Here is a 19,543-nt window from a genome sequence, read left to right on the forward strand (position 1 = left end):
TCAACAAACAACTTTACTCATGTTTTACCAGATTAAATTTTTAATCTGGTTTAAAGAAAATGCCATCCATTTGCAACATCCTTCCAAATTTTATTATTTTCATTTATTACTTATAATCTTTTTGATTAAGAGCTTCATTTTTGCTTTAGTTGCTTGAACAAGGTTTCCAATATAATAAAAATCTCTTAATTGTTTATAATACAGAAATCTCATCACGCTTTTAGCCCTTCCCTGACAATGAATGCACAAAAATTTTATCTCTTTATTTAAATTTTTATTATATCCATAAGGAATTCCATTTTTGAATATAAGTTTTTTTAAACCAAATTGCATTTGGTATTCATCCTCTAAGTAATTAGTTGATGAATTAATATTGTGATCTAGTGTCATATTATTATTTATGACTGTAGTAAGATTAGCCACTTTGGGATTGTCTTTAGACCATAGATACAATAGAGTCATGTCTATAATTCCTCTTAGCTTATGATTATCAATATGCCATTGCCATTTAGCTTCTAGCTTATCTCGTATGTTTTTATTGCTGTATGCTTCAATACAAAAATCCGTAAAATCCTCCAATGCCTCAAGGGTTCAATATGAAAAATGAGGAGAAGATGCCCATCTAAAATTATCTTGATTTTTAGGAGTAGATGTCATTAAAGCAGCTATACAATCATTAGGTAAGATTGGATAAACTTCCTCTGAATAATTTGCAAAGGTCATGGCATCACTATCTACTAGAAATATTCATCTATGATCGTTCTCTTTCATCCATTTTCCCAACACAAACATACGTTTCCAAACGGGAATCTCATATTTTTTCGAGTAATCGGACATCTCAACGTAGCATTTCTGAAAATTTTCATATTTATCAAACTCTACTAGAGTGGTATCCCAATGATTTTGCCAAAAATCTTTATTAGTGTCATCTCCTATAAGCACAACTTTATTATTAAAGTTTGCCGCTGATTTCAAGGCAAATTTTAAATAATTTGGCTTACCACCAAAATGGGCAATAATTACAGGAATTTCTAAGGTTTCTATTGATTTCACGGTTTAATAACCTCCATTTTTTGAATTAAGTTCTGAGTTCTGGAATCTGGTCGTTGCGCTGTTAGGACACTTCAAGGAATCAAGGTTATTGAGAATGATCGAGGAATTTATGCGCTTTTAGGCTTCTGTTATTGAAAAGAGAGGCAATTTTTCGAGGTTGCTTATATTACAATATCTCATTATACAGCTTCAAATACTTAGATGCTTGAATCTCAAGAGTAAATTCTTGCTCCACTTTTTGCCTTGCTCGAATGCACAATTGGTTATACCTTTCTGTATCTTCTAATACCCAATTAATTCCCCGTGTCAAGTCTTCCACCTCGAAGGGTTTGGCCAGATAACCATTCTCTTGATGTTTGATCATATCGCTCTTCTGGAACTTTCGGAAATCCCTGACCGAATCCAGATTCTGAAACCCTTGGTTGACGAGTGATCGCTAACTTTTTTTCTAATAAAAACTCAAATTTCGGGTTTCTGTTAGTTAGCGATAGCTTGAAGGTGGGTCTATTGGACTGATGGTGATCGGACTGGCTTGACTGGCAGCATGAATGATAAAATCTATTTTCAAGTCTAAACAAATCGGACTAGAAACATCCTGCTCAATTAACTCTAAATCGGTTCTATTCTGGTAAAACTCCAATCGTTTTAATGCTTTCTCCTTATTTCTGACTAAGCCAATAACTTTGATAGAAGAATGTCTTTTTTGTTCATTCAAATAGAGCAAGGTTTCCACGATGTAAGCTGGTAAAAATCCATTGGCTCCCGAAATAAAAACTGTTTTCCCTGCCAAAGTTTGCCAAGGTAAATCAGCTGCAATAATTTGCCTCAAATCTTGTTCAACAATTTTATGTCTCATAATTTTCTAACTCAGAAAAATATTGGTTTGTGATCCCGAATAATATCTAGTATCCCATCGAGGATAGATTTCCTTGTCGATGCTTTTAAGTCTAGCTGATCATTAGCCCAGATAAAACTTTCTAATAACCAACAGCCAAAAAAGCCTGTACCTCCGGTAATAAATATCCGCTGTCCCCGCAATTCTTCCCAGAGGTCTTTAGTGTGGGCAAGAATGTGATTTAAGTCATTTGTTAGGTTAGGTTGCATCTTTAGCCAATCCATTTCGTAGAAAAAGACAAATCGACACAAAAATCAAAAGCAATAGATTTTTACATTCACTTTATCCAATGGGATAAGAAAAGGGTAACTCAAAAAAGAGATAACAAACAAGTCCATTATATTGTCTAATCATAAAAAACATCCAAAAAAATAAAAATGTTCCAAAAAATGCCAACAATGCAAATTTACCTACTCTAACATCTCCTCCGTTAATCCTAGAAATACCCCGATCCAGAAGATACATTCTATGATTTTATCAGCATTTGACAAGTATGCTACAAGGTTTCCGGTTCAACGCCTAATTCTCTTAATTTTTCAGCTAATTTTTGTCGTAACATTCGCTCCTGTTCGAGTTGATATTCAGTTTGTGTGACTCGTTCACTCCCCCATAATAACAGATTTCCAGACTTATCCCACCAGCGCAACCAATTAGTAGTAAATTCAGCTTTGCTTCCTTGCCAGATACCGATAAACAAATTAAGTTCTTTTATCCAGTAACGATTATTCTCATCTGGCAACTGCTGCTCATACTTTCCTGCCACTAAACAATAAACATCTAATTCTCCTGTTTTTGGCTGAAAAATTCCATAGACAGGTACTTGTAAGATTTGCTCGTAAAAATACCATTTTCCATAGGGATAGTGAGGGTTGATGGAATATTCACCCTCTTCGGTTTCCGAGATAAACTCTAGGACGATGGTAGGAATTTCTCCTTCAATGTGGGGAGTATAACTGCGCCGAATTGTTCCGCTAGGAATCGGTTTTACCGAGGGAATATAAACCCAATCAGGCGCTTTGACAACAGTTTGAGTTTTAACGGTAGCACACAAGCCAAAATTAGAGGCAATTAGCATCGATTCTAGAATTAATCCTGCTAATTCTAGGGATTCTCGTAAAGCTGCTGCTAAGAGAGGTTGCAGGTTATTGTCCACAGGTTCGTCAGGTAGAATAAAATCATCTGGCAGTTTTTCCCAAGTAATAGTTGGTAAGGAGTTTGACTGAAGTAGTTGCATGGCTGTCATAAGTAATTTTACTAATTCAAATATCTAAAATGGGCTATAGATTCTCAGGATTAACTCCCAACTCTTTTAACTTTTGCACCAAACGTTGGCGAGAAATTTGTTCTCGCTCAAGTTCTAACTCAGCTTGTTCGGCTCGTTGCTTTTCTTGTTCGGCTCGTTGCTTTTCCTGCTCTACTAACTCATTGCCCCATAATAACAGATTTCCCGACTTATCCCACCAGCGCAACCAATTAGTAGTAAATTCAGCTTTGCTTCCTTGCCAGATACCGATAAACAAATTAAGTTCTTTTATCCAGTAACGATTATTCTCATCTGGCAACTGCTGCTCATACTTTCCTGCCACTAAACAATAAACATCTAATTCTCCTGTTTTTGGCTGAAAAATTCCATAGACAGGTACTTGTAAGATTTGCTCGTAAAAATACCATTTTCCATAGGGATAGTGAGGGTTGATGGAATATTCACCCTCTTCGGTTTCCGAGATAAACTCTAGGACGATGGTAGGAATTTCTCCTTCAATGTGGGGAGTGTAACTGCGCCGAATTGTTCCGCTAGGAATCGGTTTTACCGAGGGAATATAAACCCAATCAGGCGCTTTGACAACAGTTTGAGTTTTAACGGTAGCACACAAGCCAAAATTAGAGGCAATTAGCATCGATTCTAGAATTAATCCTGCTAATTCTAGGGATTCGCGTAAAGCTGCTGCTAAGAGAGGTTGCAAGTTGTTGTCCACAGGTTCGTCAGGTAGAATAAAATCATCTGGCAGTTTTTCCCAGGTGATTATCGTTGATTTTGTCGGTAAATCAATAGCAGATGGTGTCATGTTTATCTCTTTTTCATTAAGAAAAGCCAAGAATACTTAAAAAGTCGGTTTTCCCTTAATCACCCTTGTCAAATGGTTTATCTAGGCAATCAAGTGTTTTTTTGAATGACAATATATCGATTTTCAATGTCGTAGTTTCGGCTATTTTTTTTCGGCATTTCTCTATACATAGTCATCAAAAAATATCGAGGCAATAAAACAATGATCGGCTTTTTTGCGATTACTTGGATAATTTTTATCTACGCTTCCTCTAATTATCCTGATGAGCATTTTTATTCCCATCGTAAAATCTTACTCTGGTTTGCTTCTATACTTCTGGCGATCGCCAGCCTAGCCTATCTAAACTTGACTAAGACTTTCCACAGGATCCTCGCTCTAGTTCTAGCAATTATCATCGGCTATTCTATCGCAACTAATCTGTATTTTAATCAACGTTATCTTGCTAGTAAATACGGTTCCGAAAGACTCCTATCCGTGGCCGATACAGTGGAAATTATCAATCAGATTCCGGTCGGTTCAACCCTTTGCGATCCAGCTAAGAAAGGCAAAAGAAAAGAGCATGGTCAGTATGATTATATCGATACCTTTATGACCAAAAGAGAGCTAATGATCACCAATGCCTGCCCATCGGGTAGTTATTACATACAGCCGAAATTTAAAATGGCTATGCAAATGAACGATTTATTTCCAATTTTTACCCTCGTCAAAACTCCCCCTATCGCCCGATGACTTCCCTTCTGGAAACCCCAGAAGCCTATCTCTATAAAATCGAGTAGAAATACCTCAACCATGATAGCGGAATTTGCTTGGGATATTCTTAGGAAGTTTTCCTTTTAGGGAGTCGGTTGTCAGCAATTTCATAGCCAAGACGAAAAGTCCATTAAAAAGGGTGCATCTCAATAAACTCACTGACCACGATGCGCCCCTACCATAATATTATGGTAAGGGCGCATTGCATTCGCCCTCTTTTAATAACTGCTGCTGATCACTACAAGTACGAGAGAGCCACAAATATGAGATGCAGCCGATTAAAATGGACTAAAGTTCTTTTACCTAGTCGGTGACTGACTAGAGCCATCGGACAAAAAATAAATTCCCTAACTGCGGATGATTAGCTCACCTTGGCGGCGTATTATTGACAATATTGAGCGCATAAAGGCGAAAACGCTCTAGATCAGCTTGCAGGGTTGATTCCACCACTCGACCGAGGAAAAGATTATCCATCAATTTTCCTAACCAACCCGGTATAGCATAGGCTGCTGTCAGTCGCACAATACTCCTACCATGACGGTCATAAAAACGAATCGCCCCGCGGTTAGGCAACCCGTCCACGGATTCCCATTGAATCATCTGATGGGGGACAATTTTCATTATCCGTGACAACCAAGTAAATTCTAGACCACCACTGGCTAACTTCCAACGGGAAAGTTCTGGCTCCTCCTCGAGAATTTTCACCGATTCGATCCATTTCATCCAGTGGGGCATTTGTTCTAAATCTGACCAGAGTTCCCAAACCAGATCGATCGGCGCGTCCACTTCTACCTGTACACTATGTTCTAACCAAGTCATTCGTTAATTCTGGCGATGCTGAATATTTCTATGATAACGGCTATTAGTCTTTAGCTTTTCACTCAATGATAAAATAAAAACAATCTTCGAGGTTTAATTTTACTATGTTAATCAGAAAACTGCTCGAATGTGAGGAATTCATCGCCGGTGATCATACCCGATTGCGTGAGTTATTGCATCCCGATAAACAGCCGTTAAATCTACGTTATAGTTTAGCCCACGCGCGGGTAGATGTGGGGGAAACTTCTACTCCCCACGCTTTAAAAACTGCGGAAGTTTATTATATTCTCCAAGGACAAGGAGAAATGCACATCGATGAGGAAGTGCAATTAGTGACTGTCGGTGCTGCCATTTATATACCTCCTCTAGCTAAACAATATATTCATAATTGTGGAGAGGAACCCTTAATTTTCCTGTGCATTGTTGATCCAGCTTGGCGACTGGAAGACGAAATTATCTTTGAGTAAAAATAATGAATATTGGGATTATTGGACTGGGTTTAATTGGTGGTTCCTTGGGGTTAGATTTCCGCGCACAAGGTTATAAGGTTTTGGGAGTTTCCCGTCAACCATCCACCTGTGATATCGCTGTACAAAAAGGAGTGGTAGATGAATCTAGTATCAATTTAGAATTATTAGCCACTGCCGATTTAATCTTTATTTGTACTCCCATACATTTAATTGTGCCAACTTTGGAAAAATTAACTCCCTATTTAAAAACCGAAGCCATTGTCACCGATGTGGGATCAGTTAAAGGGGCAATTGTGGACAATTGTAGTCAATTATGGCCGAATTTTGTCGGTAGTCATCCCATGGCTGGGAAAACCGAACAGGGAATTAATGCTGCACAATCGGGTTTATTTGTCAATACCCCATATCTGATTACTCCCCTTGAATCTACTCCTAACTGTGCCGTGGAAATCTTAACCGAAATAGTACGACAATTAGGCTGTAAAATTTATTATTCCTCCCCCGAAGAACACGATCAAGCCGTGGCATGGATTTCCCATCTGCCAGTAATGATTAGTACCAGTTTAATCCAGGCTTGTGGGAAAGAACAAGATCCGAATATTCGCCAATTAGCGGAAAATTTAGCTAGTTCTGGTTTTCGCGATACCAGTCGCGTCGGTGCTGGCAATCCCGAATTAGGTTTAATGATGGCTAAATACAATCGTCAAGCTTTATTGATATCCTTGAAAAATTATCGTCAAAATCTTGATCAAATTATTGACTATATTGCAGGAGAAACATGGCAGGAACTAGAAGAAATTCTCATATCGAGTCATCAATATCGAGCCAATTTTCTTCAATCAAAATAACATTTTTTCTAACAATTATACCCCAGCACTGTATTATAGATTTATCCTCAGTAAATCAATGAAATAATATGAACACCTTTTTTGACTTTGAAGCCGAATTTGTTGAATCCTTACGTTGCATACCGATGGCCGTGAGAATGAAACTAGATACCTGTGGAGTTAAATTAAAATTATCCCATTGGATGCAGTTGAGTCAACCAGAAAGAATGGTGTTAGTTAATATGGCTTGTACGACGGCAGCAGAAGCTGCAATTTATCGAGATTTTCTACAAAAATTAATCACGGAAAAAACTGGCAATCCCGCAGGAGAACTAGCAATAGATCCCCATCCTCCTTGGCTAAATGATAGCCAGATTCCTGATACAGTCCGAGAAAAAGCTAGAGAATTACAGATTGAAATTAGTTTAGAACAATGGCAAAAATTGCAACCATTCCAACGTTTTGCCCTGATTAAACTCAGTCGTCCCAGTCACGAAAATCTCAACTTTTATCCAGCCCTCAAAGAGTTCCATATAGTCGATGTCTAACTCAAGAACCTATGCCAGATTAATTAAGTCCCTTCCTATCTTACTATCATGACAAGCAAAAAGGCGATCGAGTCGATAAATTAGTATTTTAGACCAGATCGATCTCGATTATACCGTTTCCATCCAGTCAAAAACTTGATTCAATTGCGACAAATCAATTAAACCGTACTGCCATAAAACCATCGGCAAAGAACCCACCGATGCTTCACAGAGACGCACAGCCATATCGAGGGAACGGGGGGAAATTGCTAATTTTTCCAAGAGGAAAGTGCGGAGTTGTTTTTGTTGATGAGCTTCCATGATTAAAGATCATTTATAATGACAATCTGATTATTGAATAACTTATCCTCTATTAAAAAGAGATGCTTCCCTCACGGGGATCACCCAATTGGGTGATTTTGTCCAGCAATCACAATAATTTAAGAATTTATCCATAATATGTCCTACTATCCCGAAATTGCTAGTGGGGATATCAACACTTTATTTACTTAGAAAAACGATAAAGGGGAACTTTTGGGATAAGCTATTGATAACCTAGTTTTTGCTCGAGTAGGAGAGAATTGCCCCCAATGAGTCATGCTCCTCAAGTTTCCGTGATTATTCCTTGCTATAATCACGGTCGCTATCTTGATGATGCGATCGCATCTGTTTTAGTGCAAACATACCAAAACCTTGAAGTCCTTGTCATTGATGATGGATCCACAGAACCAGAAACCATCGAGGTTTTACAAAATTATCAACAGCCAAAAACTAGGATCATCCGCACAGAAAATCAAGGGGTTGCCGCAGCCAGAAATCTAGGAATTGCCCAAGCGCAAGGAACTTATATTCTTCCTCTCGATGCCGATGATAAAATTGCCGATTCCTATCTAGAAAAAGCGGTTACTTTGCTAGAAAGTAATCAGCAATTAGGTATAGTTTATTGCGAAGCGGAGTATTTTGGGGATAGACAAGGAACTTGGCCGCTGCCTGAGTATAAATTTCCCGATATATTAGTAGATAATATGATATTTTGCTCCGGTTTGTTTCGGAAATCCGATTGGGAAACTGTGGGGGGATATAATAGCAATTTAATTTATGGTTGGGAAGATCACGATTTCTGGCTATCGCTGATCGAATTAGGTCGAGAAGTCTATCGTATCCCAGAAGTGTTATTTTTCTATCGACAAAAAGCTGATTCTATGAGTCGCTCAATGACCGCAGAACACTATATCTATTCCTACACCCAACTTTTTTATAATCATCCCCAACTTTACTCCCAAAATATCCAAGCCATTTTTGCTGCTTTAGTCACCTTAAAAGTTGATATATTCGCTCAGTTGGAACAGGCTAGAGAACGAATTAAACAATTAGAAATTCATGAACAAGAATTGCAACAAGACTTGCAAAAAAACCAATTAGATTATCGAGAAAGAGACGAGGAATTACAAAAAGCTGAGAGTAAAATAGCCGCCATGGAAAAAAGTAAATTCTGGCAAATGAGAAGGGCTTGGATTAAAATGCAAAAATTGCTAGGTTTGCTGGAAAAAGACCCGATTTACTCCTAAAAGTCAGGTAAAAATGGCCATGGATCAAGACGGGGGTGGGTTGCCCTTCCCTAACCCACCCGACTTTGTTAATCGACGGCAATTAAGGAACGATTGCGAAGATAAGCCAAATCTTTTAATAACTGTCCGCTATCACCACCGTTATTAAGATTAATCCCCAAAGCCGCTAAATCCGCATCTACCATTAATTTTACCAGTCCCTCGAACGTCACCGACGGCTGCCAGCCTAATTTCTCTCTGGCTTTTGTAGAATCTCCTATCAATAAATCCACTTCCGCTGGACGCAAATAACGTTGATCAAACTCCACATAATCCTGCCAATTTAAATTAACGTATTGGAAAGAAATATCGAGAAACTCCCGGATAGAATAGGTTTCATTGGTCGCCACCACATAATCATCAGGTTCTTGCTGTTGTAACATTAACCACATCGCCCGCACATAATCCTTAGCATAACCCCAATCCCGTTTAGAATCGAGATTTCCTAGATAGAGTTTTTTCTGTTGTCCGGCAATAATTCGGGCCAAAGCGCGGGTAATTTTGCGCGTGACAAAAGTTTCTCCCCGACGGGGGGATTCATGGTTAAATAAAATGCCGTTACAGGCAAATAAGTCGTAGGATTCCCGATAGTTGATTGTTTGCCAGTGACCGTAAACTTTGGCGCAAGCGTAGGGACTGCGAGGATAAAATGGCGTGGTTTCTTTTTGGGGAACTTCCATGACTTTCCCGAACATTTCCGAGGAACCTGCTTGATAGAAACGCACTTCGATGCCGGTTCTTTTTTGGTAATCCCGAATTGCTTCTAGTAATCTTAAAACTCCCACCCCCACAGCATCAACGGTGTATTCTGGAGCATCAAAACTAACTCGCACATGGGATTGGGCCCCTAAATTATACACTTCTACCGGTTGCACTTGTTCGAGGATACGCCGCAGGGTTGTCCCGTCGGTGAGGTCGCCATAATGAAGAAATAATTTAGCATCCGGCTGGTGGGGGTCAATGTAGATATGATCGATGCGATCGGTGTTAAAAGTTGAAGTACGACGGATGATACCGTGGACTTCGTAACCTTTTTCTAATAATAATTCGCTCAGATAGGAACCATCTTGACCGGTGATGCCGGTAATGAGGGCGCGTTTAGCTTCAGTCATCAGTAATTTACCTAATCGGAAAGAATAAAGACCATGGCACGGTCTGACTGCTTATAGCACACTTTAGTCACTGGGGACAAGTTTGGCGATAGTTATCGGCACAGTCACGGCAAAATCCCCTAAACCTGAATTCAGGTGTGGCAGTCCCCTTAACCCTCAATCCTTCCCTGTCTGTGGGAACCTCATCCTGAAAGTATCTTTGGGGTTGCCCCACTCTTGTCCGGAAAACTCTTGCAACAAATAGCACAAATCTGTTATGATGGTTTGTCTGTGTCCCGATCAACCATACCAGTATTGAGAACAAGAAACGACTGTGGCTAATACAAAGTCTGCACTCAAACGAGTCCAAATCTCCGAAAGAAATCGACTACGCAACAAAGCGTACAAGTCAGCCGTAAGAACCCTGATCAAAAAATGTCTTGTCGCTGTCTCGGCCTACGGAGCCAACCCCAGCCCAGAAGGGCTAGAAAGCGCCCAACAAGCTCTATCAGAAGCTTACAGTAAAATCGATAAAGCCGTCAAGCGCAACGTCTTGCACCGGAACAACGGTGCTAGAAAAAAAGCCGGTTTAGCCAAAGCTTTGCAAAAAGTTAGCCAAGCTTCCTAAGGAACAAGTAAGCTGTAATCAGGACAGACGCAACAAGCGATCGGGGGTCGATGCAATTAATAGATACGCACGTTCATCTGAACTTTGACGTTTTGCAAGCCGACTTGCCCGCTATCTCCGAACGTTGGCGAAGTGTGGGAGTCGTTCATCTGGTTCACTCCTGTGTTGAACCAGAGGAATTTGCGGCGATTAAAGCCATTGCTGATCAATTTGAGGAAATTTCCTTCGCCGTCGGTTTACATCCCCTAGATGCCCAAAAATGGCGAGATAATAGTGCCGAGCAGATCGAATCCCTAGCCCGATCTGATCGGCGCGTCGTGGCGATCGGGGAAATGGGGTTAGACTTCTATAAAGCGGATAACCAAGAGCAGCAAAAACGGGTGTTTTGGACGCAATTGGAAATCGCCCATCGTCTCGATAAACCCGTGATTATCCATTGTCGAGATGCGGCTAAGGAAATGCGGGAGGAAATCAGTGCCTTTCGGCAACAAGTGGGCAAAATTCGCGGCGTGATGCACTGCTGGACTGGCAACCCCGAAGAAACTCAATGGTTTTTAGATTTGGGTTTTTACATCAGCTTTAGCGGCATTGTCACCTTCAAAAACAGTAAAACCGTGCAAGCTGCCGCCCAAATTGTCCCCAGCGATCGCCTACTGATCGAAACCGATTGCCCCTTTCTCTCACCCAATCCCCACCGAGGTAAACCTTGTGAACCCTCTTTCGTCTTCCATGTAGCCGAAACCGTCGCCCGTCTGCGCGGCTATCCGGTCGAAACCCTAGCCGAACAAACCACCCACAACGCCCGCAAATTATTTCAACTCCCCAGTTAAAAAACATAGTTTATTAGACAGGAGAAAGGAGTCAGGAGTCAGGAGTCAGGAGAAAGCTTTCATTTATTCTCCGGTGTTCCCCTACTCCCCCATCACCCATCCCCTCACCGCTCACTGATATCCGACCGTCGCTATCGTGTCATCAGCCCTTGTAACCATAATGAACAATCTTACCTTTAACCTCTTACCCGACCTCATCGAAATCCAACACTCCAGTTTTCGGTGGTTTTTGGAAGAAGGACTAATCGAGGAACTGAACAGCTTTTCCCCCATCAGCGACTATACAGGTAAATTAGAACTACATTTCCTCGGCCAGGACTACAGACTCAAAGAACCGAAATACAACGTCGATGAAGCCAAACGACGTGATAGCACCTATTCCGTTCAGATGTACGTTCCTACCCGTCTAATCAACAAAGAAACGGGAGAAAACATCGAACAGGAAGTGTTTATCGGCGATTTACCCCTGATGACCGAACGGGGAACCTTTATCATTAACGGGGCCGAACGAGTCATCGTCAATCAGATCGTCCGTTCCCCCGGTGTTTACTACAAAGCCGAAATCGACAAAAACGGTCGCCGTACCTACTCCGCTTCCCTGATTCCCAACCGAGGAGCTTGGTTAAAATTTGAAACCGACAAAAACGGCTTAGTCTGGGTCAGAATCGACAAAACCCGCAAATTATCCGCCCAAGTTCTCCTGAAAGCGATCGGATTGAGCGATAACGAAATCTTTGACTCCCTACGCCATCCCGAATTTTACCAAAAAACCCTCGACAAAGAAGGCAATCCCACCGAAGAAGAGGCACTCCTCGACCTGTACCGCAAACTACGCCCCGGGGAACCTCCCACCGTCACCGGCGGACAACAACTGCTCGAATCGCGCTTTTTTGACAATAAACGCTACGATCTCGGTCGCGTTGGTCGTTATAAACTCAACAAAAAACTACGCCTCAACGTCCCCGATAACCAGCGCGTTCTCACCACCACCGACATCTTATCGGCGATCGACTACCTAATTAACCTCGAATTTGACATCGGCAACACCGACGACATCGACCACCTCGGCAACCGTCGCGTCCGTTCCGTGGGTGAACTGCTCCAAAACCAAGTGCGAGTAGGTTTAAACCGCTTAGAAAGAATCATTCGGGAACGGATGACCGTCAGCGAATCCCAAAACCTCACCCCCGCTTCCCTAGTCAACCCGAAACCCCTAGTAGCGGCGATTAAAGAATTCTTTGGTTCCTCGCAACTCTCCCAGTTCATGGATCAAACCAACCCCCTAGCGGAATTGACCCATAAACGCCGCATTTCCGCCCTTGGACCTGGCGGTCTGACCCGGGAACGGGCCGGTTTTGCCGTGCGCGACATCCACCCCTCCCACCACGGTCGCATTTGTCCGGTGGAAACCCCAGAAGGTCCCAACGCCGGTTTAATCGGTTCCCTGGCCACCTACGCTCGCGTCAACGACTACGGTTTTATTGAAACCCCCTGTTATGCGGTGGAAAATGGCCGAGTACGCTATGATCTCCCCGTTAAATACCTCACCGCCGACGAAGAAGACGATCTCAGAGTCGCACCGGGAGACGTGGCCACCGATGAAAATGGTTATATCCTCGGCGAAACTATCCCAGTGCGCTATCGGCAGGAATTCTCCACCACCTCCCCCGAACAAGTGGACTACGTTTGTGTTTCCCCCGTGCAAATTGTCTCGGTGGCCACTTCCCTGATTCCCTTCCTCGAACACGACGACGCTAACCGCGCCCTCATGGGTTCTAATATGCAACGACAAGCGGTTCCCCTGCTGCGTCCCGAACGTCCCCTGGTGGGTACCGGATTGGAAGCACAGGCCGCTCGCGACTCCGGCATGGTCATCGTTTCGCGTACTAATGGGGTCGTTTCCTACGTCGATGCTAACCGGATTCGCATCAAAGTGGCGGATGAAGACAAAGAGATTTTTGGCAAGAGCGAGATCGAGTACGAAATTCAGAAATATCAACGCTCTAACCAAGATACCTGCCTAAATCAGCGTCCTTTAGTCTATCAAGGCGAACAAGTTGTCCCCGGACAGATCCTCGCCGATGGTTCCGCCACCGAAGGAGGAGAAATCGCCCTCGGACAGAATATCCTCGTCGCCTATATGCCCTGGGAAGGCTATAACTACGAAGACGCGATTTTAATCAGTGAACGACTGGTGGCACAAGATGTCTATACCAGTATCCACATTGAAAAATACGAAATCGAAGCCCGTCAAACTAAACTTGGGCCAGAGGAAATCACCAGGGAAATTCCCAACGTCGGTGAAGATGCCCTGCGAAACCTCGATGAACGCGGCATTATTCGCATCGGTGCCTGGGTAGAAGCCAGCGATATCCTCGTCGGGAAAGTCACCCCGAAAGGCGAATCGGATCAACCACCCGAAGAAAAACTACTGCGGGCAATTTTCGGCGAAAAGGCCCGGGATGTACGCGATAACTCCCTGCGCGTTCCCAACGGCGAAAAAGGCCGGGTAGTGGATGTGCGCGTATTTACCCGCGAACAGGGAGATGAATTACCCCCTGGGGCCAATATGGTGGTAAGGGTTTACGTTGCCCAAAAACGCAAAATCCAAGTGGGCGATAAAATGGCGGGTCGTCACGGCAATAAAGGGATTATTTCTCGGATTCTGCCCCTAGAAGATATGCCCTACCTCCCCGATGGTCGTCCCGTCGATATCGTTCTCAATCCCCTAGGGGTTCCCAGTCGCATGAACGTCGGTCAGGTGTTTGAATGTTTACTGGGTTGGGCCGGCGAAAATCTGGGCGTGCGCTTTAAGATTACTCCCTTTGACGAAATGTACGGGGAAGAAGCCAGCCGTTTAACCGTCCACGGATTGCTAGAAAATGCCTCGAAAAAACCCAATCGCGATTGGGTGTTCAAGGAAGAACACGCCGGCAAAGTCACGGTTTACGATGGTCGCACCGGCGAACCCTTTGACCGTCCCGTTACCGTCGGTATGGCCTATATGTTAAAACTGGTTCACCTGGTTGATGATAAAATTCACGCCCGTTCTACTGGTCCCTACTCCTTGGTTACTCAGCAACCCTTGGGCGGTAAAGCTCAACAGGGAGGCCAGCGCTTCGGAGAAATGGAAGTCTGGGCCCTAGAAGCCTACGGGGCGGCCTATACTTTGCAGGAATTGCTAACGGTAAAATCCGATGATATGCAAGGACGGAATGAGGCTTTAAATGCGATCGTAAAAGGCAAGCCGATTCCCCGCCCGGGTACGCCAGAATCCTTTAAGGTTTTGATGCGAGAATTGCAATCCCTCGGTCTCGATATCGCCGTTCACAAGGTGGAAAATGCCCCCGATGGTACTTCCCGCGATGTGGAGGTGGATCTGATGGTCGATGTCGGTCGTCGCGCCCCCTCTCGCCCCACCTACGAATCCTTAACCACAGAAGACCTTGAGGAAGAAGAATCGGAAGTGTAATTTCAGTTATCAGTGAGCAGTAATCAGTAATCAGTGAGAAGTCAGGAGTCAGTAGTCAGGAGACAGGAGAGAATTTTCCAGGAAAAAGCAAAAAAAAGGACAGTAAAGTAAAAATTTGCCTATTCCCTATTCCCCGTTCCCTATTCCCTGTTCCCTTTTCTAACTGAATGCTGAATGCTGAATGCTGATAGCTAATAGCTGTTTACTTGTTACCCGGATCGAGATGTTTTATAACCAAACTGTTGACAAAGGAAAACTGAAAAAACTGATCGCTTGGGCCTATCAAAACTACGGTTCGGCGCGCTGTTCACAAATGGCCGATGAATTGAAAAACCTCGGTTTTCGTTTCGCTACCAAAGCAGGGGTTTCCATTAGTGTGGATGATTTAACCGTACCGCCGGCTAAACGACAAATGATCGAAAGTGCCGAACAGGAAATCCGGCAAACCGAACAGCGTTATGTGCGCGGGGAAATCACCGAAGTGGAACGCTTCCAAAAAGTAATCGATACTTGGAATAGTACATCTGAATCACTTAAAGATGAAGTAATTCGCAACTTCCAAGTTACCGATCCCCTCAACTCCGTCTATATGATGGCTTTCTCTGGAGCGCGGGGCAATATGAGCCAAGTGCGTCAGTTAGTGGGAATGCGGGGATTAATGGCTAATCCCCAAGGGGAAATTATCGACCTCCCGATTAAGACTAACTTCCGGGAAGGATTGACCGTTACCGAATACGTTATTTCCTCCTACGGGGCCCGCAAAGGTTTAGTTGATACAGCCTTACGGACGGCAGATTCCGGTTATCTGACCCGTCGTCTCGTCGATGTGTCCCAAGATGTCATCGTCCGCGAGGCCGATTGTGGCACCAATCGTTACATCGAATTAACCGCCATGACCGATGGCGATCGCGTGTTAATTCCCTTAAGCGATCGCCTATTAGGTCGTTCCCTGGCCGAAGATGTGGTGGTCAATGGAGAAGTGATCGCCACCCGCAACCAGATTATCGATGACGAAACCGCCGAAAAACTAGGGCGACTCGTCGATAAAATCAAAGTCCGCAGCCCCTTAACCTGTGAAGCGGCCCGCTCGGTTTGTCAAACCTGTTACGGTTGGAGTCTGGCCCACGGTCATCCGGTGGATATGGGGGAAGCAGTGGGAATTATTGCCGCCCAATCGATCGGGGAACCGGGGACTCAGTTAACCATGCGTACCTTCCACACCGGGGGTGTATTTACCGGAGAAGTGGCCCGGCAAGTGCGGAGTCCCTTCGAGGGAAGCGTGCGTTTTCTGCCGGGGTTAAGTATCCGTAACGTGCGAACTCGCCACGGAGATGAACGGGACCAGGTGGAGGCACCGGGGGAAATTAAATTAACACCCAAGGATAAAACTAAAGAAACTGTCACCTACTCTTTAACTCCGGGATCACTGCTATTTGTCACCGATGGCGCAACGGTAAGCGAGGAACAGTTACTAGCGGAAATAACCTCCGATAAAGTCCAAAAATCCACAGAAAAAGCCACAAAAGACGTAACCAGTGACTTAGCCGGCGAGGTGCTATTCTCCCAATTAGTCCCAGAGGAAAAAACCGATCGCCAAGGCAATACCACCCGCATCGCCCAACGGGGGGGATTACTATGGATTCTCTCCGGAGAAGTGTATAACTTGCCAACCGGGGCCGAACCTGTGGTCAGTAACGGCGATCAAGTACAAGTGGGGGATGTTTTAGCAGAAACTAAGCTGGTATCCACTAACGGCGGTTTGGTGCGTTTAGCCCCCAATAGCCGGGAAATCGATATCGTCACCGCTTCCGTGTCCTTGGATCAGGCCGAAGTAAAAGTAGAAAGTAGTGCCGGTCGGGAACAGTTTATTATTCATACGGGAGATGGTCAAAGCTTCCTACTGAAAACCACTCCGGGGACAAAAGTACAGAATCATGCCATTGTCGCCGAGTTAATCGATGATCGCTATCAAACCCACACCGGCGGCATGATTAAATACGTCGATATCGAAGTCGCCAAAGGCAGCCGTAAACAGGGTTATGAAATCACCAAAGGCGGCACGATCCTCTGGATTCCCGAAGAAACCCACGAAGTCAATAAAGATATTTCCCTCTTACAGGTGGAAGATGGGCAGTATGTGGAAGCAGGGGAAGAAGTGGTTAAAGACATCTTCTGTAACTGTAGCGGTGTGGTGGAAGTGATCCAGAAAAATGACATCCTCCGGGAGATTATTGTCAAACCAGGGCTGTTATTTATGGATCTCGAACCGGAATCCTCCGGAATTGCCCAAGAACAGTTAATTTACCCCGGGACACAGTTGACTCCCGAAGTGACGATCGAGGAGTTACGGCAAGCGGAATGGGTGGAAACTAACGAGGGTTTGGGATTACTGCTGCGACCAGTACAGGAGTTCGCCGTAGAAGACCAATCCACTTCTCCCACCCAAGGTTCCGCTAACCAAGAAGGAGGACGACATATCGAACTGCGATCGGTGCAGCGCATTTTCTTTAAAGACGGGGAAAGAGTTAAATCCGTCGAGGGTTGTCAACTGATCAGCACCCAATTAGTCCTCGAAATTTCCAGCGAAGAACCAGAATCAGTCTCCCATCTGACGGCCGATATCGAGTTAGAACCGATTGAGGACAGGGATTGTCAGCGTTTACAGTTAGTTATTCTCGAATCTCTGGTGCTGCGTCGGGATAGTGATAATGATCCTTTAGGGGGTAATATTCAGACTCGCGTTCTCGTCCAAGATGGCGATGAAATTCCACCGGGGGCAGTGGTGGCCCGGACTGAGATTCAGTGTAAGGAAGCTGGAGAAATTCGCGGGATTCGCAAGGGTAGCGAACCGGTACGCCGTCTTTTAATTGTCAGTGACCGTGACGAGTTTATTCTCCCGCTCGCTGTTGCTCCCACCGTCAAAGCTGGGGATCTGGTAATCGCCGAAACCGAGATCGGCGCTGGAGTTTTAGCCCCCAATTCCGGTCAAGTGCTGGCCATTGACCAAACCACCACCGGCTATGAAATCCGTCTGCGTAAGGCCCGACCCTACCGAGTATCGGCGGGGGCGATTCTGCACATCGATGAGGGAGATCTGCTCCAACGGGGCGATAATTTGGTGCTGTTGGTGTTTGAGCGCTCGAAAACCGGGGATATCATTCAAGGTTTACCCAGAATCGAAGAACTGCTCGAAGCACGCAAACCGAAGGAGGCTTGTGTACTAGCACGCAAACCGGGAGTTTGTCAAGTGGAGTATCAAGATTCTGAGATCGTCGATATTAAGGTGGTCGAGGATGACGGCACGATCAGTGAATATCCGCTTTTAGGCAGTCAAAACCCCCTGGTGAGCGATAATCAGCGTATCGATGTGGGTCAGGCGTTAACCGATGGTCAGGCTAATCCCCACGAGATTTTAGAGGTGTTCTTTAATTATTATGTGGATAGCTTGGGCAGTTACGAAGCGGCCTTAAAAGCCTTGGAAAAAACCCAGATGTTCCTCGTTGATCAGGTACAGTCGGTTTACCAATCCCAGGGGATCGATATTGCCGATAAACACATCGAAGTGATCGTGCGTCAGATGACTTCTAAGGTGCGGATCGATGACGGTGGTGATACCAGTATGTTACCCGGGGAATTGTTGGAATTGCGACAGGTGGAGACGGTAAATGAAGCCATGTCAATCACCGGTGGGGCGGCAGCTAAATATACGCCTGTACTACTGGGAATCACCAAGGCTTCCTTGAATACCGATAGCTTTATCAGTGCCGCCTCCTTCCAAGAAACCACCCGCGTCCTCACGGAAGCGGCGATCGAAGGCAAGTCCGACTGGTTACGCGGTCTCAAGGAAAACGTGATTATCGGTCGTCTGATTCCGGCGGGTACTGGCTTCAATGCCCACGAAAACATGGCGGGGGTCAGCGATTACACCCCCCCGGAGGAGGAATATAACTACAACAACAATCGTGGTTATTACGCTCCTCCCGGCGGCCTCGGTTTCCCCCCTCGTCCCGGTTTCGGCGACAGTAGTGAGGATAGCGATATGATTCTTGACGATCAAACCGCTCGCGCCTACGCTGAGGGTGATGTGGTCGATTTAGAGGATGATGAAATGGCTTTCCTATCTTCCCGCGGCAGCAGTCGCTTTAGTCGCCAACCCATCAGCGACAGCTGGTCAGAAGTCGATGAGGAAGGGGGAGAGGACGATTTCGAGGGGGATTACGAAGAAGAATAATCGTCTGTAGATATCTTAAAAGGAGGAGTGGCAGGAAAAACCCTTGTTATTCCCCAAAAACCTCCTCCTTTTCCCGACAAACTCCCTAATTTTTTAGCTAACTCACCAGAGTTTGGCAATAAAAGAAGGCAGAATTTTTTGTCAACCAGAAAGGGTACAAGGTTGAGATTTGAAGAATTTTCTCTCAAGTCGGGATGACAGGATTTGAACCTGCGGCATCCTGCTCCCAAAGCAGGCGCGCTACCAAGCTGCGCTACATCCCGAAGTAAACTCTTTT

General features: G+C 44.5%; 19 protein-coding genes and 1 tRNA gene. 9 read left to right on the forward strand and 11 right to left on the reverse strand.

Annotated elements, in window-relative coordinates; genetic code table 11:
- Positions 1–99: 99 nt before the first annotated feature.
- From ACQY1Y_RS16060 to ACQY1Y_RS16090, 7 genes are all read right to left on the reverse strand, one after another.
- A complete protein-coding gene (locus tag ACQY1Y_RS16060; RefSeq protein ID WP_287636607.1) occupies positions 100–579 on the reverse strand; it encodes a hypothetical protein in 480 nt (159 codons plus the stop codon).
- 168 nt (positions 580–747) lie between these two features.
- Entirely contained in the window at positions 748–1,053 is a 306-nt protein-coding gene (locus ACQY1Y_RS16065; protein WP_002774627.1) for a hypothetical protein, read from the reverse strand.
- A 166-nt stretch (positions 1,054–1,219) separates the two neighbouring features.
- The gene (locus ACQY1Y_RS16070) at positions 1,220–1,417 is read right to left on the reverse strand and encodes a hypothetical protein (RefSeq protein WP_002736812.1); all 198 of its coding nucleotides are present in this window, start codon (positions 1,415–1,417) and stop codon (positions 1,220–1,222) included.
- Positions 1,418–1,534: 117 nt separating this feature from the next.
- The gene (locus ACQY1Y_RS16075; RefSeq protein WP_002774625.1) at positions 1,535–1,909 is read right to left on the reverse strand and encodes an SDR family oxidoreductase; all 375 of its coding nucleotides are present in this window, start codon (positions 1,907–1,909) and stop codon (positions 1,535–1,537) included.
- An 11-nt stretch (positions 1,910–1,920) separates the two neighbouring features.
- Complete coding sequence (locus ACQY1Y_RS16080; protein ID WP_002736310.1) at positions 1,921–2,157, reverse strand: hypothetical protein; 237 nt, start codon at positions 2,155–2,157, stop codon at positions 1,921–1,923.
- A 287-nt stretch (positions 2,158–2,444) separates the two neighbouring features.
- Positions 2,445–3,191, reverse strand: a complete 747-nt coding sequence (locus tag ACQY1Y_RS16085; RefSeq protein ID WP_430013130.1) for a Uma2 family endonuclease — start codon at positions 3,189–3,191, stop codon at positions 2,445–2,447.
- Positions 3,192–3,225: 34 nt separating this feature from the next.
- On the reverse strand, positions 3,226–4,014 hold the full coding sequence (locus ACQY1Y_RS16090) for a Uma2 family endonuclease (RefSeq protein WP_430013131.1): 789 nt from the start codon (positions 4,012–4,014) through the stop codon (positions 3,226–3,228).
- A 201-nt stretch (positions 4,015–4,215) separates the two neighbouring features.
- Here ACQY1Y_RS16090 and ACQY1Y_RS16095 point away from each other — a divergent pair, with 201 nt between their 5' ends.
- Positions 4,216–4,743: a hypothetical protein gene (locus tag ACQY1Y_RS16095; protein WP_002774313.1), complete on the forward strand. Its 528-nt coding sequence runs from the start codon at positions 4,216–4,218 to the stop codon at positions 4,741–4,743.
- 387 nt (positions 4,744–5,130) lie between these two features.
- On the opposite strand, the gene ACQY1Y_RS16100 is transcribed toward ACQY1Y_RS16095, so the two are convergent.
- Positions 5,131–5,583 (reverse strand): SRPBCC family protein, encoded by a 453-nt coding sequence (locus ACQY1Y_RS16100; protein ID WP_002774315.1) that lies wholly within the window; start codon positions 5,581–5,583, stop codon positions 5,131–5,133.
- A gap of 104 nt (positions 5,584–5,687) precedes the next feature.
- Here ACQY1Y_RS16100 and ACQY1Y_RS16105 point away from each other — a divergent pair, with 104 nt between their 5' ends.
- From ACQY1Y_RS16105 to ACQY1Y_RS16115, 3 genes are all read left to right on the forward strand, one after another.
- Positions 5,688–6,050, forward strand: a complete 363-nt coding sequence (locus tag ACQY1Y_RS16105) for a cupin domain-containing protein (protein WP_002744462.1) — start codon at positions 5,688–5,690, stop codon at positions 6,048–6,050.
- Positions 6,051–6,055: 5 nt separating this feature from the next.
- A complete protein-coding gene (locus ACQY1Y_RS16110; protein WP_430013132.1) occupies positions 6,056–6,901 on the forward strand; it encodes a prephenate/arogenate dehydrogenase in 846 nt (281 codons plus the stop codon).
- 68 nt (positions 6,902–6,969) lie between these two features.
- Positions 6,970–7,428, forward strand: coding sequence for a nitrate reductase associated protein (locus ACQY1Y_RS16115; protein WP_103113360.1), 459 nt, complete (start codon positions 6,970–6,972; stop codon positions 7,426–7,428).
- Between the two features lie 108 nt (positions 7,429–7,536).
- On the opposite strand, the gene ACQY1Y_RS16120 is transcribed toward ACQY1Y_RS16115, so the two are convergent.
- A complete protein-coding gene (locus tag ACQY1Y_RS16120) occupies positions 7,537–7,728 on the reverse strand; it encodes a DUF2949 domain-containing protein (protein ID WP_002738067.1) in 192 nt (63 codons plus the stop codon).
- Positions 7,729–7,997: 269 nt separating this feature from the next.
- On the opposite strand from ACQY1Y_RS16120, the gene ACQY1Y_RS16125 reads away from it, so the two are divergent.
- Entirely contained in the window at positions 7,998–8,975 is a 978-nt protein-coding gene (locus ACQY1Y_RS16125; protein WP_430013133.1) for a glycosyltransferase, read from the forward strand.
- A gap of 68 nt (positions 8,976–9,043) precedes the next feature.
- On the opposite strand, the gene gmd is transcribed toward ACQY1Y_RS16125, so the two are convergent.
- Positions 9,044–10,126 (reverse strand): GDP-mannose 4,6-dehydratase, encoded by a 1,083-nt coding sequence (gmd, locus tag ACQY1Y_RS16130; protein ID WP_002737034.1) that lies wholly within the window; start codon positions 10,124–10,126, stop codon positions 9,044–9,046.
- Positions 10,127–10,439: 313 nt separating this feature from the next.
- On the opposite strand from gmd, the gene rpsT reads away from it, so the two are divergent.
- From rpsT to ACQY1Y_RS16150, 4 genes are all read left to right on the forward strand, one after another.
- Positions 10,440–10,733, forward strand: coding sequence for a 30S ribosomal protein S20 (gene rpsT / locus ACQY1Y_RS16135; protein WP_002737368.1), 294 nt, complete (start codon positions 10,440–10,442; stop codon positions 10,731–10,733).
- 50 nt (positions 10,734–10,783) lie between these two features.
- Positions 10,784–11,563, forward strand: coding sequence for a TatD family hydrolase (locus tag ACQY1Y_RS16140; RefSeq protein WP_002736410.1), 780 nt, complete (start codon positions 10,784–10,786; stop codon positions 11,561–11,563).
- Positions 11,564–11,723: 160 nt separating this feature from the next.
- Positions 11,724–15,035: a DNA-directed RNA polymerase subunit beta gene (gene rpoB, locus ACQY1Y_RS16145; RefSeq protein ID WP_194032601.1), complete on the forward strand. Its 3,312-nt coding sequence runs from the start codon at positions 11,724–11,726 to the stop codon at positions 15,033–15,035.
- A gap of 223 nt (positions 15,036–15,258) precedes the next feature.
- Positions 15,259–19,266, forward strand: coding sequence for a DNA-directed RNA polymerase subunit beta' (locus ACQY1Y_RS16150; protein WP_430014687.1), 4,008 nt, complete (start codon positions 15,259–15,261; stop codon positions 19,264–19,266).
- Between the two features lie 189 nt (positions 19,267–19,455).
- Here the strand turns inward: ACQY1Y_RS16150 and ACQY1Y_RS16155 are convergent.
- A tRNA-Pro gene (locus tag ACQY1Y_RS16155) sits at positions 19,456–19,529 on the reverse strand.
- Positions 19,530–19,543: the final 14 nt, after the last annotated feature.

This window comes from Microcystis ichthyoblabe FBCC-A1114 (assembly GCF_050500245.1).
Lineage (GTDB): Bacteria > Cyanobacteriota > Cyanobacteriia > Cyanobacteriales > Microcystaceae > Microcystis > Microcystis ichthyoblabe_A.

Excerpts from the sequence above, each read along its gene's own strand:
- ACQY1Y_RS16095 (WP_002774313.1), top strand. The coding sequence starts at position 4,216 with ATGATCGGCTTTTTTGCGATTACTTGGATAATTTTTATCTACGCTTCC.
- ACQY1Y_RS16125 (WP_430013133.1), top strand. The coding sequence starts at position 7,998 with ATGAGTCATGCTCCTCAAGTTTCCGTGATTATTCCTTGCTATAATCAC.
- ACQY1Y_RS16110 (WP_430013132.1), top strand. The coding sequence starts at position 6,056 with ATGAATATTGGGATTATTGGACTGGGTTTAATTGGTGGTTCCTTGGGG.
- ACQY1Y_RS16070 (WP_002736812.1), bottom strand. The coding sequence starts at position 1,417 with ATGATCAAACATCAAGAGAATGGTTATCTGGCCAAACCCTTCGAGGTG.
- ACQY1Y_RS16120 (WP_002738067.1), bottom strand. The coding sequence starts at position 7,728 with ATGGAAGCTCATCAACAAAAACAACTCCGCACTTTCCTCTTGGAAAAA.
- ACQY1Y_RS16100 (WP_002774315.1), bottom strand. The coding sequence starts at position 5,583 with ATGACTTGGTTAGAACATAGTGTACAGGTAGAAGTGGACGCGCCGATC.
- ACQY1Y_RS16080 (WP_002736310.1), bottom strand. The coding sequence starts at position 2,157 with ATGCAACCTAACCTAACAAATGACTTAAATCACATTCTTGCCCACACT.
- ACQY1Y_RS16150 (WP_430014687.1), top strand. The coding sequence starts at position 15,259 with ATGTTTTATAACCAAACTGTTGACAAAGGAAAACTGAAAAAACTGATC.
- ACQY1Y_RS16140 (WP_002736410.1), top strand. The coding sequence starts at position 10,784 with ATGCAATTAATAGATACGCACGTTCATCTGAACTTTGACGTTTTGCAA.
- gmd (WP_002737034.1), bottom strand. The coding sequence starts at position 10,126 with ATGACTGAAGCTAAACGCGCCCTCATTACCGGCATCACCGGTCAAGAT.
- ACQY1Y_RS16090 (WP_430013131.1), bottom strand. The coding sequence starts at position 4,014 with ATGACACCATCTGCTATTGATTTACCGACAAAATCAACGATAATCACC.
- ACQY1Y_RS16075 (WP_002774625.1), bottom strand. The coding sequence starts at position 1,909 with ATGAGACATAAAATTGTTGAACAAGATTTGAGGCAAATTATTGCAGCT.
- rpoB (WP_194032601.1), top strand. The coding sequence starts at position 11,724 with ATGAACAATCTTACCTTTAACCTCTTACCCGACCTCATCGAAATCCAA.
- ACQY1Y_RS16115 (WP_103113360.1), top strand. The coding sequence starts at position 6,970 with ATGAACACCTTTTTTGACTTTGAAGCCGAATTTGTTGAATCCTTACGT.
- ACQY1Y_RS16105 (WP_002744462.1), top strand. The coding sequence starts at position 5,688 with ATGTTAATCAGAAAACTGCTCGAATGTGAGGAATTCATCGCCGGTGAT.
- ACQY1Y_RS16085 (WP_430013130.1), bottom strand. The coding sequence starts at position 3,191 with ATGACAGCCATGCAACTACTTCAGTCAAACTCCTTACCAACTATTACT.